This window comes from Pseudomonas sp. S2_F03 (genome assembly GCF_054668335.1).
Genome location: NZ_CP162759.1, coordinates 1,570,797 through 1,586,931, shown reverse-complemented (window position 1 = coordinate 1,586,931; position 16,135 = coordinate 1,570,797). Strand labels below are relative to the sequence as shown.

The following is a 16,135-nucleotide window of genomic DNA, read 5'->3' as shown; positions in this document are numbered from 1 at the left end:
AACAGGACATGTACGCCGTGTTGATCGACGATTACGGCAACAAAGGCGCTCACCGTCAGGTGGCCTGGTCCACGACCCTGGGTGAAATTCGCCCCCGCGAAACGTTCACCGACAAGGATGGCTTGACCCGCGTGTGGGTTTCCAGCTTGAGCCCGGGCGAAGCCAACATTTCAGTCGGCAATGTGGAGGGTAACCACAGCTTCACTTTCAGTCGCCCCATCGTGTTTGCCGACAAGCCACGGATACTCGCCACCCCCTCTGTCACCAAGGTGGCTATGGTCGGTCATGCCATGCCGGTGCGCTGCCAGGTCGTCGGGCTCGATGGCACGCCCAAAGAGGGTGAGAAGGTGATGTGGTGGACGAGCGCCACACCTGGGAAAGTCGAGCAAAACAGCGACTCTGACGGGTTCTCCGAGTTTTCGGTGGCCGCTCCGCAGCCTGGCGATTTGACGGTGTACGCACAGCTGGGCACCGACCCCTTTGTCGAGGTCAAGGTGTGGGTGGCCAGTGACGCCGTGATCCAGAACTATTCAGAGGTCATTCGTTTTCCGGTGGCCGGCGCTTCGCGGCCGACGTTGCTGTGGGTGGATGTGAAGGAGTCGAACGCCCCGGATGCGAAGCCGGTGAGCAATTATCCGGTGCTATGGAGGATCGGCTCGACGCCGATCGAGGAGATTTCCATTGCGACCGATGCACAAGGTCGCTCGGTGTATCCGTTCAGGTCGGCGGTTGCTGGCACATTTTCGGTGAGCGCTGGTTTGGAACTCCATCCATCACGCACCCAACAGTTCGAGCTGAAGGTCGTAGCGGCCTTTGTTTGGAAAGTTGAGCTGATAACCATTGAATCCGGCAGCGAATCGCGCATTCCAATCATCCCCGGTACCGATGAGCTCACTCTGTTCAGAGACGGCCATTACCGTCTGGAAATCTCACCGGTTGATACCGCACAACTCAAGGACAGTCACGGTGCGCTCGGGTGGAGCTCCGACTATTCCACCCAGGCTCTGGGGATGGTGTTCACGCCGCCGTTGGCCACGCGGTTTGAGTTCGATGTCGCTCCCTATGAGGTGGAGATCCGCACCGCAAACAAGCGAAACGGCCGGTTCCAGTTGAGCCTGTTCTGTGATCGTTTGAATGAGGCGCTGGTGCTTGAAGGCACCCTGGTAAAACGGCCCGTCACCCGGCGGTCATCGTCGACTTCATGAATTGATTGGTTGCCCGGCGACCTTGTCTGGCCACGCCACGTAGCGGCTGGCAGGGTCATTACCCAGCGATAGGGAGAAAAACAATGGAACAAATCAATGAACTGACCGAACGTTATACGGCGGCGATGGTGGAAGCGGTGCTGGGGCAGAAACTGTGGTCAGGTTCAGTCACCCTGAAAACGCCCGGTGAGTTAAGCGAGTATCTGATGCTCGATACCCAGGACAGCGCGCAACTGAAAGCCACCCGGATTTCCTCGACCGTGCGGTGTTTGCAGCAACATATCGAGTCGGTCTACAGCGGCATGGAAAAGGGCTATGAAAACAGCCATTTTGACGAAGATGACTTGCACTACTGGTACCAGTTTCTGAGTCACTACAGCACGTGGTCGGCCAATGTGATTCTTAAACATCATGCGCAAAACTACATTGTCCCGTCACTTCGCCTGAACAAGACAAAACTGTTTCAGGCTCTGGAAAACAGCCTTAACCAGATGCGTCTGAGTACCGAATCGGTGCAAATGGGCTTGATGGAATACACCCAGGCGTTCCAGCGCATCTGCGATCTTGATGTACTCAGCGGGTACATTGACGGAGCGAACGTTCAGGACGCGCGCTATTACCTGATCGGGCAGGAGCGGACAGCGCCGTTTGCCTACTACTTGCGCAGTGTCAACGTCGAACTGGACAAGGACAGCAAAAAAATCAACCCCGCCGCCTGGCGTGAATGGCAGAAGATCGAAATCGCCACGACTGGCAAAGTGGTGGATATCCGTTGTGTGAACTGGCTGGGGTTGCCGGTCATGGTCTGGTGTGAATGGCGCGAGCGCCAGATCGATAGCAACGGTGTGGTGCAGACACCGTGGTCGCTGGAAATCAAAGTGGCCTTCAGCACCCTGAACGGGCAGTGGTCGGCTCCTCTGTTGTTGCACCAGCGTGATTGCGAGCACGACGTTTCCAATGGCCGCTTGACGGCTGTGTCTATGGGGGACGGTGATCCCCGGGACGACCGGTTGGCGGTTTGTTACACCAACCGTCACGGCCTGGATGGGCAAGTCGCGTTCCATGAGATAGAAGTTCATGAAACCCGGGATGCATTGTTTCGCAAGGTGGCGGATGACACCGCGACCTTGCTGCAGATGACGTTTGGCCGTTTCAGGGACGCCGCCAGCTTGCAGCAAAAGGTGGTTCCGCAGGACTACTCGACAGTCGCCATTACCAGTGCCGTGGAAACAGCGGGCTCAATCAATGCGAATCTGTTTCTGGACGCCATCTGTACCCGCGAGTTGGGGGGCGACAACAACTTCTATGAAGTGCTCAGGGTCCGGGGACGCTGCGATGCGGTGAAAGAACAGGGACGAGTGCTCGAACGGCTGTCGATCAGTTGGCGAGCGGTGACGTTGATGGACATCAGAATGGTGGACGCCGGCGAGCAGCAACTCAGGATCACACTGACTACGCGGCACAAGCCGACGCAGGTTCATGTGGTGGAGCTGCCAAAAGACAATGCCAAGGAAGCTGTCCATTCATTCGCCATCAATGACTTCAAGGAAACTTCGGTAGGGGACGGTATCTGGGTCGCAGAAGCGGTGGCGACGTTGTCCGCGACCGCGCTCACGTATTTGCTTGATAGAAACCGAGATGAAATTGTGGCGGGGGCGGGGTTTTCCATCACCGGCCTGGGCGTCGCTGTTGCTAACGAACAGAATCAACTGGTGCCCCGAATCCTGCATGTCTCCGTGGCTTTGCAGCTCAAGTTTCCAGCGCGGACCCAGATTGATCCGGTTGACTGGTCTTCGACTGGTTTTCTGGATGGTCACTATGCAACCCCTTGGCTGACCTATCGCCGACAAACCCAATCGGTGGATATCACCAACTTTCCCATCGGACCGAATATCGACTTTCATTTTGGTGAGGCAGATGAGGACAGAAAAGGATACGGGCGCAACAAGTTTTCCGTCGTCCTGAAAGAGAGTGCGCGCCGGTACACGACCCCGTCGATCGACAAGCGTAGCGCCGAGGGCGCGCAATTTCTGAGTTTCAACAACGACCAACAGGCGCTCAAGTACGCACGGGTGAACTCGACGTTCGGCCCCGTGCTGACCAGCCGTGCGGCGGTCTCGGTCGATGCGCTACTGGCCTGGGAGACTCAGCACGTCGACGAGCCGCTGATGCCCGATGGAAAGATTGAGGAAAATGGTCCATTCGAGGGGTGTAACGGCTTGTATTTCTGGGAGCTGTTTTTCCATACCCCGGATCTGGTGGGTTCACGTTTGTCGGCGGAAGGTCGTCACCACGAAGCGCAAGGTTGGTTCGAGTACGTCTTCAACCCCTTGGCGCGCGAGCTCGAGCCCCCGAAGAATCCACTTCCCGATGATCCGGTGGTGATCCCCGCACCGGCGTACTGGCGCTGCCGTGCGCTGCAAAACGAGGGCATCGAATGCTCATATGAAAGCGCGGCACCGTCTGACCCAGACGCAATCGGTTATTGCGCGCCGATTCACTTCAAGATCGCGATCTTTCTGCGTTATGTGGAAAACCTGATCGAGTGGGGCGACGCCCTGTATCGCCATCTGGACTACGACAGCATGGTTCACGCGGCGCTGAATTACAGCAGGGCACTGACGCTGATTGGCGAAGAACCTGTCACGCGATCGGCCAGCACATGGCAGCCTTTGAAGCTGAAAGAGGTGTTGACGAGGATTGAACCGCGCGATCCGCTCAAAGCGTTTGAGGCCGACTTTAAACTCAGCCTGGCCGAGGTGCCTACCGCAATGCAGGCCACACCGCGTTTCGATCTACTGGGTTCCGGAATGTTTCGCTCCGGGATCAATGAACGACCCAAAGCGCTATGGGACCTGCTTAACGCACGCCTGAACAACCTGCGTAACAATCGCTCGATAGAAGGTCAGCCCTTGTCGATTCCATTGTTCAGCCAGACGATGGATCCGCGGGAACTGTTGCGTGCACAGGCCAATGCCAATTCGGGAACCGCGCGCAATCCGGGTGGCCAGGTGCAGGTGGTGCCCTACAAATGGCAGACCGTTTACAACCTGGCCTTGCAGGGCGTGGAGTTTCTGATTCAGCAGGAGGATCAGCTCAGAACCTGGCTGGAACTGAGTGACCGGGGAGAACTGGAGGAGCTGCAATACAGACACATGATTGAACTGGGCGACTATTCCCGCTCGATCCACGAAGCGAACATCGCCCAGCTCGAAGCGACGTCCGCTTCGTTGAGACAAAGTGAAAGCATGGTCAAGGCCCGGGCGCAGCACTACAGACTATTGGTTGAGGAGGGGGTTTCCAAAGTCGAATACCGCGTTCTGCAACAGAACAGATTGGCCCGGGATGTCGCCTTGGTCTCTGGTGTGCTGCGGACAACAGGATCGGCGCTGGATTTGCTTCCAAATGTTTTCGGGACGTCTTTTGGCGGTGTCCGTCTGGCGGCAATCCCGTACGCATTTGCCGACGTTGCTCAGCTGACAGCAGATTACATAATGCGTGAAACCGAGGAGCTCAGCATCATTGAGCAGCAACGGCGGCGCAAACAAGAGTGGGAGCTTTTGCGCGATCAATCCGATGCCGAGGTGCGGGTATTACGCGAGCAACTGTTGGCCCAGGAACACGCGATCGGCGCTGCCCGAGCCAGTTTGCAACAGACCGAGATGGCCAATACCCAAGCGAAGGCGGTGTACGCGTTCTACAAGAATCGCAGCACTGGCCGGGAATTGAGCAACTGGGTCGTGGGGCAAGTGAAAACCCTGATCTACCAGGTTTACGACGTGGTCGCCGGCTTGTGCCTGTGCGCCGAAACCTGTTGGCAGTATGAAATGGCCGACTACAAGACCCGGTTTATCCGCCCGGATGTCTGGATGGATACCTACCATGGGTTTACCACCGGCCAATCGTTGAAGCTGGATCTGCTGAGGATGGCGGCTGCGCGCATCAAGCGTGACGAGCGTCGATTGCAGTTGGTCAAGACGATTTCCCTCAAGACCCTGGACCCGGTCACGTGGGCCAACTTCAAAAGTTCAGGAAAACTGGAATTCGAGCTGAACGAAAGACTCTTCAATGAGGACTATCCCGGGCACTTCTGCCGTCAGGTCAAGGCGCTGTCCCTGACCTTTCCCGGCCTGTTGGGACCGTACCAGAACATTTGCGCCACGTTGGTGCAAATCAGCAGTGCCACCGTTCTTGAGCCACAAATCGAAGCGGTCAAACACTTGCACGATTCGGGGGCGACCACAGCGCCTCCTGGTTCGCTGGTGCAGAACCTGCGCCCTTATCAGCAGATAGGGTTGTCTCTGGGGCTGGACGACAACGGTATGGCCAACCGGGTGGACGATGATCGCTACCTGCCCTTCGAAGGCACAGGCGCCCATGCCAAATATGTACTGACACTCCCGAGGCATGAACAGGCTTCTCAGGGGCGTCTTCTGGAGTCGTTGACGGACGTCATTTTGACGCTGGTTTATCAAGCCCGGGACGGCGGCCACCTCTTCGCCAATGAGGTTGAAGCGTTGCTCAAGCCCGCTCCCGTAAACAGCCCACCCGACAAGGCCACGCGCACCTAACGCGCAAGGAAGACGCAGCCATGAACGAACAAAATGTATATGCCAACTACAACTTTATCGTCAACGGCGAGTTTGCCAATGATCTGAAGGACTGGATCATCAATGACGAAAGAAAGGTCGCCAAGCTGAGCGGGGCATGGGAGGGAAAACAGGTCGGCTTCATGAACGCCGTCAATGAGGGAACGGGCAGCCAGACGATTACACTGGCATCGCTGCCGAGACCCAGTCCCCAAAAGGCGGATTACCAATTGATTTTCCACTACGAGGCCGTTCAACGTGCCGTCGGAACGCTGCGGATCAATCCTGGTCGAGGCGGGGAAGTGGATCTTAGACTTGTACCTTCTCGCGAGGCCGAGCCGGAGTTGGCGCTGAATCCCGACGAACTTTTGCTGGAGCTCAACCTTGTCGAATACCGTCACCCGCTCACCCTCGAGCCTACGGAAACGACCGTTAAATTTACCCTCATCAGTCCGGATAACGGTGGGCCGGGTCGACCTGGTGCCGTGCGACTCGCCTTTGTGCGTGTGGAGCTGTTGCTGGAGCCTTTGCGACTGACGCAAGTGACGATCGATGGCGAGCCACAGTCCCCTGGTGAAAAACTGCACCTGTGCTTTGGTAACGAGCATGAGGTTGCGTTGCAACTGGTGAGTGACAGTGCCTGGGTCGAAACGCTAGCGGGATTGCTGGTGAACGACGGCGTGAATGATCCCGAGGGCATTCTCGATGCCAGCCCGCCGTGGGGGACGGAACATCCCGTCAGCGATCCGTGGACAATCAGTTGTGCCGGGATAGTGGAGGATAAGGAGATCGAGCACACCCTGGGTGTGCGCAGTCAATACACCGCCGATGTTTATCCTCTGGACACGGTCTCCGGGCATTTTCAGCTCGATGTCATCCCTTTGCTGGAGGCTACCTACTATCCGGTGATCGACCTCAATCAAACCGTGGAGTTGCGTGCGCGGGTGGCGTCTCACTTCACAAAAACGCCCCTGGCCAACCGTGAGGTGACCTGGACGCTGATTGGCCAGAGTCCAGAGGACGATATCGTTCTGTTCAGGCAATTCTCGGACGTAAACGGTGATGCCGGTTTTACCTGGACGCCGGAAACAGAAGGCGATTGGGTCATCGAGGCCTCTGTTGACAGTCACTACAAAAAAGAAGACGCCCGGTTCGCGTTCAAGGGGCGAGCGCTCAAGGAAGATCCATGGCTGAGCGCGACATTTGCGCTGGATGGGTCGTCGCGTGAATGGGGTTGGGGAACTGAAACAGGTTATCCATGCCGAGGTGCGACCCATCAAGTGGCGTTGGCGTTTGCAGCGGGTCACTTGTTGGCCGATACCGAGCTGGCATTGCATTGGGTGGGGGACGATACACCCGAAGGTTTGGAGATGGGGTTCACGCCAGCGCTTGAGAGCTTCAACCCTGTCGCAGGGCCGGGCAAGCAGTGGACGATGGTGTGCAGTAACAAAAGAGACAGCCAGTTTGGGTTCAAGGTCAGCTGTTCGAAGTTGTTGCGGGCGTCACCCATTCAGTCGTTGAAACTGGCCCATAACAGGTTGGCCGTCGGCGAGGTAAAGCTGCCGACGAGATTTCCTACAGTGGGTGGTGCCGATCTGCAGTTGGAAATTCAAATCCTCTCGCTGTTTCTCAATGAGGGGGAGAGGGGCGTCTCAGGAATTGATGTCAAGTGGCGTGTTGATGGGGGCCCTGAGCAGGTATTGCGAACGGGTGAATATGGTTGGTGTGTATACCCCTTCAGCCCTGTCACGGAAGGTCCTGTCACCATCACTGCCCGAGTAGACAGTCCTTATGATGGCCAGATTCTCAAGCGTGAGTTCAAGGTCACGGTTTTGGCCGAAGATCCATGGAGCAAGTTGGTAACCGTGACTTTGAATGGGCGTGCAGAGGAAAACATCGGACTCCTTTGTTTTCGCAACGACGATCCGGTTGAGTTACGGATCATGCCGCGTGATGGCCCTTTTTTGGACGAATTTATCTACCTGGATCTGGTCAGCGATGAGGGTGCGGGTCTGGATTTTCATTTCGAACCTGCCAAGGAGACTCCACGAAAGTTGACGGGGCAAGGGCTGAGCTGGATGGTCAGCTCAACCTCCGATATCAGTGCACCCTTCCAATTGTTTGTATGCCATGAAGAGTTGGCGCCTTATGAGTTGCAGGGGCGACTCCTGTCAAAAACGCTGGACGGAGAGGGGACGTTCAAACTTGACGAAAAGGAACTGGACCTGACGGGCACCGCGTATCCCTGCCTGGGCGGTCAGCACATTTTAAGTTTTACGCCCAGTTCCGGCAGCCTGCTGAACGGGCTTGAGGTTGCGGCAAAGTGGGCTGACGGGGCGAACCCCGCACTCAATGTAGGGTTGACTCCCGACGATGCACGAGACCTGAACAGTGAGGGCCTTGAGTGGACGCTGGATGCTAGCACCAGCATTGAAAGTGGTGCGTTGGGGGTCGCGCTGGAACTCCCTCAGGCCCTGTTCACTTTTGCGCCGCTGAATATGTCGTTAGCGCACAACCGATTAGTGATTAGTGAAGTGCGTGGGCCTACGTTTGATCCATTTGTAGGTGAAACCGTCTTGCTGGAGATCAAGGCCCAATCGTATTACACCCAGCGGTCAGTGCCAGGTGTCGACGTGAGCTTCTCGCATGGGGGCACTTCTGTACTGGTGCCGACGCGAGACGATGGCTGGGCACGCTTTCCTTTTAAAGCGACGCAACCGGGCGTCGTGACAGTGGTTGCCACGGTGCCAAGCCCCTACGACGGCACTGATGATTTCCCCTCATGTTCTTTTGACTTCACGGTTCTGGCCGCTGTCGTCAGTGAAGCGGGTTCATCCACGGTGTCGCCTTCCACAACTTTCGCGAACGAGGCAGTGCTTATGTCTGAAAAACAAGAGTCAGGGCCCATTAATATCGAGATTGGCGAGGTGCGCGAGGCCAAGATTGATCCTGTTGTGGGTGAGTATGCGCAGTTGGGGCTCAAGGTCCGCCACGCGGGCACTCGACGGGCAGCCACCGGTGTGGAGGTGACGTTCACTGTTGAGGAGAAACATACGCGGGTGGTGACGAATGGTGAGGGTTGGGCGAGTTTTGCCTATAGAGGTGAAAAAGCCGGGGATGTCGTGGTAATCGCTACGCTGGAAAGCGTCAGTGATCGCGCAGAAGCGGATTTGTCCCATACATTCAATATCAAGGTATTGACCGCGGGTGTCTGGGACGATGCCCTGATTCAGCTCAACAACGAAGCCATAAAAACGATCTGGGGGGCGCAGACTCTTTTTCCGCGAATCACGAGTCCGCATACCATCAAGTTGTCGGTCGACAATTCAAACAGCCATTTACTCGGTCGCAATATTTGCCTGGGGGTGAAGGGTTACTCCTCGCCCAGGGAGCTCGGACTAAACACAAACCCTGGGTTGGGCGTTCCCCGTCTACTCACTGAATCCGGTTTGAGTTGGCAGCTCACTGGCACGATCGGCGGTGCTTATGGCTTGCAACTGGAGGCATCCCGCTTGCTCAAGCTGTCGCCGGTTAGTGCGATGTCGCTGGGGCCTGTGCCGCCTGTCGTTTCAATCGAAGCTTAGAGGGCTGCGGCCTTCTTCCAGCTCAAGTACCGGGTCACCAATTCGGCCCCCAGCTCTGAGGACCTCGCATCCACCACCGGCACTCCATGAGCACTCAACCGCTCATGGAGTTCCGCCCGCGCATTCAAGTAATCCACCGTCCCGCAATAAGCCAACGCCTCCGGCAAGGTTTGCACGGGTGCGTGCCGCAAATTGTCGAGCAAGTCTTCGCGCAAACTCGCCACCAGCACCCGATGTTGCTTGCTCAAACGTTTGACGGCGGTCAGCAGTTCTTCGTCGTCTTCATCGCGCAGGTTGGTGACCAGCACCACCAGCGCCCGACGTTTCTGGCGGGCCAGCAACTGGGTGGCGGCGGCCTGGTAATCGGCGGGGCGTTGGGTGCTGTCGAGGTCGTAGACGCTGTTGAGCAACACGTTCAGTTGACCAGTGCCTTTGACCGGGGCGAGGTAGCGGGGATGATCGCTGGCGAATGTGCTCAGGCCCACCGCATCGCCTTGGCGCAGGGCGATGTAACTGAGCAACAGGCAGGCATTCAGCGCGTGATCGAAATGCGCGAGCTCGCCGTCCTGGCTGCGCATTCGGCGGCCACAATCGAGCATGAAAATGATCTGTTGATCGCGCTCGTCCTGATACTCACGGGCGATGGGCGTGCGCTGGCGGGCGGTGGCTTTCCAGTCGATCTGGCGCAGGCTGTCGCCTTCGCGGAATTCCCTCAATTGATGGAACTCAAGGCCCAGCCCGCGACGCTGGCGCTGCCGTACGCCGAGCTGGCTGATCCAGTTGTCCACCGCCAACAGTTCGCCGCCGTAGAGGCGAGCGAAGTCGGGGTAGACGCGGGTGTTGTCGATCACGTTCAGCAGACGCTTGTCGGACCATAAGCCCAAGGGGCTCGGCAAGCTGATTTCGCAGTGTTCGAAGCTGAAGTGGCCGCGCTTGAGCGGACGCAATCGATAGCCAATCTGGCTCTGTAGCCCGGGTTGCAGTTCGATGGACAGGGGGAGGTTTTCGAAACTCAGTCCCGGCGGCACATGGTCGAAAAGCTGCACGTTCAGCGGTTGAGCAAACGCATGTTCAATGTCCAGTCGCACTTCACTCCACCGGCCCAATGCAAGACTGCCGGGCATGTGTCGGTGCACGCGCGGCGAGGGCAGGCGTTTGAGGCGAATGGCGTCGAGCACAGCCAGCGCCAACAGGGCTAGCAGCAGCCCCCAGTTGATCGACAACAGGGTTGACGGGACGGCGAAGTCCAGTGCCCGCAATGCGCCCAGCACGATGCCGATGGCCAGCAGGATCGCGAGCCAGATCAGCAGCAGGCGCGAGGGTTTCACAGGCGCGGTGCCGGTACTTGATCGAGCAATTGCTTGAGCACTTGATCGACGTCCAGCCCCTCGATGTCGAGCTCCGGTGCGATCCGGACGCGATGACGCAGCACCGCCAGGGCGCAGCCTTTGATGTCATCCGGAATCACGAACTCACCGCCGCGCAGCAACGCACGAGCCCGTGCGCAACGCACCAGTGCGATGGACGCCCGAGGCCCGGCGCCGAGGGTCAAGCCGGGCCAGGTGCGGGTGGCACGGGCCAGGCGCACGGCGTAATCGAGCACCTGATCGTCCAGCGGCAAATCGCTGGCGATGCGCTGCAAGGCTGATACGTCCTTGGCTTGCAACAGGGTGCGCAGTGGCTGCACATCGAGCATGTCGGCGCGGGTCGAGCGGCTGACCAGGCGCACCATGTTCAGCTCTTGCTCGGCATCGGGGTAGTCCATGCGCACTTTGAGCATGAAGCGGTCGAGCTCGGCTTCGGGCAGTGGGTAAGTACCTTCCTGCTCGATAGGGTTTTGCGTGGCGAGCACCATGAACGGTTGCACGATGGGCAGGGCGCGGCCTTCGAGGGTGACCTGGCGTTCTTGCATGGCTTCGAGCAATGCGGCCTGGGTTTTCGCCGGGGCGCGGTTGATCTCGTCGGCCAGCAGCAGGTTGGTGAACAGCGGCCCTTTGCGCAGTTTGAATTGTTCGGTGGTCAGGTCGTAGACCGCGTGCCCGGTGACATCGCTGGGCATCAGGTCCGGGGTGAACTGGATGCGCGCAAATTCGCCGCCGAAGCAGCGGGCGAGGGCGCGCACCAGCAAGGTCTTGCCCAGCCCCGGCACGCCTTCGAGCAGCACATGGCCGCCAGCGATCAATGCCGTCAGCACGTCGTCGATGACCGTGTCCTGACCAATCACGGCTTTCTGCAGTTCGGTTCTCACGGCCTGAGCCAACTGACTGGCGCGTTGGCGTTGCTGGGCAGCGTGGGTCGCGCTGCCGGGCTCGATCTGTTCACTCATAAGGCGTTCCTCAAGGTTTGCAGGTGGGCGACCTGGCGGCTGAATTGCACGCTGGACAACCGCTGCTTCGGTCGCGGGCTCATGGCCTGACTGATCGCGCGCGTGGGTTGGCCGGTCAGGCGTGCGAGCACCAGCCATTGCTCGGCAATGACGAGTTGTTCAAAGCCTGGATGACGACGCCGGACACGCCGCAAGATGTCTTGCTGCAACGCTTGCAGCAGGTGATGTTGACCGTTGCGACGCAACATGAAATCGGCACTGGCGCGCAGGTGTTCCTGAAGCTGACGACGCGCTTTGGGCGCAGGTTCCAGCAACGGACCATTGCGCACACCGACGTGCCAGCAGACAAGTGCAATCAAGGCGATCAGGGCCGCCAGCGCTTGGGGGAAATAGCGCACCAGCAAGGTCAGCAGGCTGTCGTGAACGGTGTTGAACATCAGGGTCACGTTCGTGTCTGCGGTCAGGTACCAAAGCAGCCAGGCGTTGTCGTATTGATCGATGGCGGGGGTTTTCCACAGGTCGGCATCGGTGACCACGATGATTGAGCCGAGCCCGTGGCTCAGCTGCATCATGTGCGTGCCTTTGCCACTGTTGGCCCAGGATTGCGCGAGGTTTTTCGGGTCGTCGAGATGGAACGCGGTATCGAAACTGGCGTAGGCCGGTGCGTCCTCGTCTTCCAGATAGAGTTTGGTCAGCTTGGGAAAGGAGTCTTCGAAAACATTGGGTGGCGGGTCTTTCAGGTCTTTGCTCAGCGACTGGTGCAATTGCACGCGGTCGAGCAACAGGTCATTGCTCTGGCCCAGTTTTTCATCCCACAAGGATTGGGCGACAAACAGCAAGCGCCCGCCCGCCCGAGTCCAGTTCATCACCTGATCAACCTGGCGCGGGGTCATCTTCGACCGGTCCCCGAGCAGCAACAGGCTGTGTTGATGAGGATCGATACTCGGCAGGATATCGAGGCTGTTGGCATGGCTGACGTTCAGGCCCTGTTTGCCTAGAAAGTATTCGGCGGCCAGGTAAGGATTGGCTTGGGCTTCTGGCGATGGGCCGTGATCGATTTCGGTCTGATAGGGCGTGGCCTTCAGGTACAGATAAATACTCAGCGCGGCCACGAGCACCGCGACGATCAGCCCGATCGCCAGCCCGCGGTGCCGATTCAACGCGCAGCTCCCGGGCCGAACAATGTGCGCCAGCCGTCACAAAGTTCCTGTTGCAAATGCGCCGCAGGCAGGCGATGCCCGTAGGCCATGTTCTGCCAGTGCCGGGTCAGGTTTTTACTGAAGGTCAAAAGCGCCGGCTGTTGCAGTTGCTCGACGCGTTGGAGCACTTCGCCTTCGGTGTCGGCCGGTTTTAGCGCAATGTGGTGGTCGTGCAGCAAATGGCTGAGCAGGGCGCGATACAGCAAGCCCAAGGCTTCACGAGGGTTGGACTGCCAGAGATTTTCGGCGGCGGTGGCGATGTCGGCGGGCAGGCTTTCGCGCTTGAGGTCCAGGCCAAACGCCTGTTGCGGCACAGACCGTGCGATGTTGATGGTCAAGGCCGGTCGGCGGCTGACGAACGCCTGCAACCATTCGCGGTAACGCCAGATCAGTAACCCGATGCCCCCGATCACTGCGCCCCACAGCAATACTTCGATCAAGTTGGCCAGAAACCCGAAGCGTTGGTTATCGAGCAGCTTCAATAACGCCTCCAGCCATTGGGGTGTTTTGCTGTCCCCCGAGGTTGTGTCCGCCGATTTGTCCTCGCCGAATCGATAGCGGGTGACCGATTCCTTGTTCTTGAATGGCGGCTGCTCGAGAAGGGTTTTGATGCTGTCCTTCGACGCTTGACTGGTTAGCGGTTGATCCAGCAGACGCGGGCTGTCCGGTGAGATGAGCGGCTCGGCAGCCCAGACCGTTTGCACGGTGGGGATGATCAGAATGGCGGCCAGCAGCAAGGGAACGATGGTGCTGTTGAGGCGTTGGCGCAATCGGCGGAACACCAGTTCGATATCCCAAGCCTCCAACACTGTGCGCCGGTTCAGATAAAGGCTGAACCCACACGCCACATAGATTGGCTCCCAGATGACCAGCACCACTGCGTAAAAAGCGTTGGTCAGGTGTTCCAGCCAACGCCAGTCTTGCACGCCGGCCGAAATCAACGTCTGCCAGCTCCAGTCGATCTGGACCTGCGGCGGCAGGAGCAGGTAGAACAGCACCATCAAGCCAATCCACAAGGCGGTTTCCAGGTGCATGCCGATGATCGTCAGCCATTGCGCGGCGCCCGCGTTGCGTTGCAGCAGCACGTGCAAACGCTGTTGGCGTTCATGTCCACCCAGGCCTTCGAGTTGCACCACCGGCATCACAAAACTGCGGCTCAGGCTCAAGCGACGCCAGGTCAGGCTGGCCAGCAATTGTGGCTTGAGCAGGCGCGGCCATTGGCGCAGGGCCTGTTTCAATGTGGGCGTTTCACCGAACATTGATTTGGACAGGATGTACAACGGCAGGCGTTCGAACGCGGGTTTGAGCCACCAGAAAATAAACACCGCGAGGGTAGGGGAGTCCCACAGCACCACGCTCAGCAGGGCGAAGACCGGCAAGGTCACGATGGCCCAACTGGTCATCAACAGGCGGCGGTGGCGCTGACTCAGCAGCACACCAAGATCCATGGCTTCCCAAGTGGAACGGGGACGGATGACGACCGTGGCGTCACTCAGGCGCATGGCGACTCCGTCCGGCAAACAACAGATACGTTGCCACCAACAGCCAAAGCACCGCACCGACCAGGTACTTGGTAGTGGCCTGGGGCGCGGTCATCGATGACCAGTAAGCCTCGATAAATGCGGCAATCAGCAGAAACAGCATTACCCCGCAAATCAGTAGCACGCTTTTGCGCGCAGCCAATCGCAAGGCTTCGGCGCGGGGCAGGCGCCCGGGTGCGATCAGCGCCCAACCCAGTTGCAGGCCGGCGGCCCCCGCGAGCGCAATGGCACTCAACTCAAAGGCGCCGTGGCCGATCACGAATGTCCAGAACGTTTGCCCATAACCGATGTGCGTCAGATGCCCGGCCACCGCCCCGATCATCAAACCGTTGAACAGCAGGAAAAATGCACTGCCCACACCCAACAGCAAACCGCTGGCAAAGGTCTGAAAGGCGATGCCGATGTTGTGCATGATGTAGTAACCGAACATTACCCAGTCTTCACTCGCCGCGCGTTCCGCCGTGCGACCCAAGTGGCCGGCGACGGGGTCGTACATGCTCTGCATTTCGCTGACCTGCTCGGCCGGAATCAGGTTGTAGATGAGGTCTGGAAACAGATAAACCAGCAACGCGAAACCGATCAGGCTGCCAAAGAACAACAGGGCGGCGGCGAGCACAAAACGCCATTGCTCACGCACGAGTCGAGGGAAACCGGCCAGGATAAACGCCAACACACTCGCCCCCAGCCGACTGCGATGCCGATACAGCTGTTGATGGCCACGCAGGGCGAGTTGCTGCAACGAGTCAATCAGGAAGCTGCTGTAGCCGCGTTCCTGAGCCAGCGCCAAATGTTGGCAGAGCCTTCGATAATCACCAGGAAAACTGGTGAATCGTGCCGCTTCCTTGCCTCGCTCCAGCCTTTCGAGCATCAGCGAAAACTGTTCCCACTCAGCCTTGTGGCGACTTTCGAAAAGGCTTTGCTTCATGTCGGCCCCAACAAGCCGCGGGCAATGCCGTTCAGTTCGTCCACTGCCTTGGGTGCGGGTACCTGCAGCGGCTGGGCAAGGATCGCGGCGAGTTCGTTGACCCGCGCCTCGGAGAGTTCGCCCTGACGCTCGGCAAACCCGAGGATGGCGCGCTGTTCGGTCAGCGACAGGGGAAACGCCGGGCGCCGGGGTTGGGCGTCGGGGAGTTGCGGTGGGGGCAACGGTTGTTCGCGGTAGATGACCAACGTGCCGGCAGCCAGGTCGCCGAGGCGTTTGAAGGTCGGGTGTTGCAGGCAACTGACGGCGCCGAGGAAGTAGCCGAACGGCAACAGGTCGACGAATCGCAGCAGGTTACGCAGCAGCGAAGCAGACCAGCCGATAGGCGTGCCGTCATCCTGCACCACGCGCAAGCCCATCCATTGTTTGCCGGGTGAGCGCCCCTGATTGAGCACTTCGAACAGCACCATGTACCACCAGCTCACACCGAACAGCAGGATTGAACCCAGGCCGGCGCCCAGCTTTCCGAGAAACGCCAATACGATGAACAACAGACCGAGGATCAACCCGCGCAATCCGAGGTCGATGGTGAAGGCCAGCGCACGAACCATCAGCCCGGCCGGGCGCAGTGGCAAGTCGATGCCTTCGGGCGTTTCGACTTGATACCGGGTATCCAGTGGCGGGGACAGCGTCGCTTTCCTTGGCAGTGCTGTGGTCTCGAGCATGGGCAACCTTGATGTGGCCTGTTCGGGATTCGATGTCCATCCGA

9 protein-coding genes are annotated in these 16,135 nt (G+C 58.6%); 3 read left to right on the top strand and 6 right to left on the bottom strand.

Translation table 11 applies throughout. The annotated features are described in order from the left end of the window. Window positions 1-8 precede the first annotated feature (8 nt). The 3 genes from AB4N76_RS07640 (at window position 9) to AB4N76_RS07630 (ending at window position 9,378) form a co-directional block, all read left to right on the top strand. Window positions 9-1,205 carry an Ig-like domain-containing protein gene (locus AB4N76_RS07640; protein WP_460164333.1) on the top strand — a complete coding sequence of 399 codons (1,197 nt, stop codon included), beginning with the start codon at window positions 9-11 and terminating at the stop codon, window positions 1,203-1,205. Between the two features lie 83 nt (window positions 1,206-1,288). Next, window positions 1,289-5,776, top strand: a complete 4,488-nt coding sequence (locus tag AB4N76_RS07635; protein WP_460164332.1) for a Tc toxin subunit A-related protein — start codon at window positions 1,289-1,291, stop codon at window positions 5,774-5,776. A 20-nt stretch (window positions 5,777-5,796) separates the two neighbouring features. Then, window positions 5,797-9,378 (top strand): hypothetical protein, encoded by a 3,582-nt coding sequence (locus tag AB4N76_RS07630; RefSeq protein ID WP_460164331.1) that lies wholly within the window; start codon window positions 5,797-5,799, stop codon window positions 9,376-9,378. On the opposite strand, the gene AB4N76_RS07625 is transcribed toward AB4N76_RS07630, so the two are convergent. From AB4N76_RS07625 to AB4N76_RS07600, 6 genes are read right to left on the bottom strand one after another with little or no spacing between them, the layout of a single operon-like run. Continuing rightward, a complete protein-coding gene (locus tag AB4N76_RS07625; RefSeq protein WP_460164330.1) occupies window positions 9,375-10,706 on the bottom strand; it encodes a DUF58 domain-containing protein in 1,332 nt (443 codons plus the stop codon). The genes AB4N76_RS07630 and AB4N76_RS07625 overlap by 4 nt on opposite strands. Then, window positions 10,703-11,704: an AAA family ATPase gene (locus AB4N76_RS07620; RefSeq protein WP_046033266.1), complete on the bottom strand. Its 1,002-nt coding sequence runs from the start codon at window positions 11,702-11,704 to the stop codon at window positions 10,703-10,705. The genes AB4N76_RS07625 and AB4N76_RS07620 overlap by 4 nt, the downstream gene beginning before the upstream one ends. Next, window positions 11,701-12,864, bottom strand: coding sequence for a DUF4350 domain-containing protein (locus tag AB4N76_RS07615; protein ID WP_077431372.1), 1,164 nt, complete (start codon window positions 12,862-12,864; stop codon window positions 11,701-11,703). The genes AB4N76_RS07620 and AB4N76_RS07615 overlap by 4 nt, the downstream gene beginning before the upstream one ends. Continuing rightward, complete coding sequence (locus AB4N76_RS07610) at window positions 12,861-14,405, bottom strand: DUF4129 domain-containing protein (RefSeq protein ID WP_046033268.1); 1,545 nt, start codon at window positions 14,403-14,405, stop codon at window positions 12,861-12,863. Before AB4N76_RS07610 ends, AB4N76_RS07615 begins: the two co-directional genes overlap by 4 nt. Beyond that, the gene (locus AB4N76_RS07605; RefSeq protein ID WP_046033269.1) at window positions 14,392-15,369 is read right to left on the bottom strand and encodes a stage II sporulation protein M; all 978 of its coding nucleotides are present in this window, start codon (window positions 15,367-15,369) and stop codon (window positions 14,392-14,394) included. Before AB4N76_RS07605 ends, AB4N76_RS07610 begins: the two co-directional genes overlap by 14 nt. Beyond that, window positions 15,366-16,091, bottom strand: coding sequence for an RDD family protein (locus AB4N76_RS07600; protein ID WP_046033270.1), 726 nt, complete (start codon window positions 16,089-16,091; stop codon window positions 15,366-15,368). Before AB4N76_RS07600 ends, AB4N76_RS07605 begins: the two co-directional genes overlap by 4 nt. Window positions 16,092-16,135: the final 44 nt, after the last annotated feature.

What these genes read in the sequence shown, in the direction of transcription:
- AB4N76_RS07640 (WP_460164333.1), top strand. Translation starts at nt 9, where the DNA reads ATGTACGCCGTGTTGATCGACGATTACGGCAACAAAGGCGCTCACCGT.
- AB4N76_RS07635 (WP_460164332.1), top strand. Translation starts at nt 1,289, where the DNA reads ATGGAACAAATCAATGAACTGACCGAACGTTATACGGCGGCGATGGTG.
- AB4N76_RS07630 (WP_460164331.1), top strand. Translation starts at nt 5,797, where the DNA reads ATGAACGAACAAAATGTATATGCCAACTACAACTTTATCGTCAACGGC.
- AB4N76_RS07620 (WP_046033266.1), bottom strand. Translation starts at nt 11,704, where the DNA reads ATGAGTGAACAGATCGAGCCCGGCAGCGCGACCCACGCTGCCCAGCAA.
- AB4N76_RS07610 (WP_046033268.1), bottom strand. Translation starts at nt 14,405, where the DNA reads ATGCGCCTGAGTGACGCCACGGTCGTCATCCGTCCCCGTTCCACTTGG.
- AB4N76_RS07605 (WP_046033269.1), bottom strand. Translation starts at nt 15,369, where the DNA reads ATGAAGCAAAGCCTTTTCGAAAGTCGCCACAAGGCTGAGTGGGAACAG.
- AB4N76_RS07600 (WP_046033270.1), bottom strand. Translation starts at nt 16,091, where the DNA reads ATGCTCGAGACCACAGCACTGCCAAGGAAAGCGACGCTGTCCCCGCCA.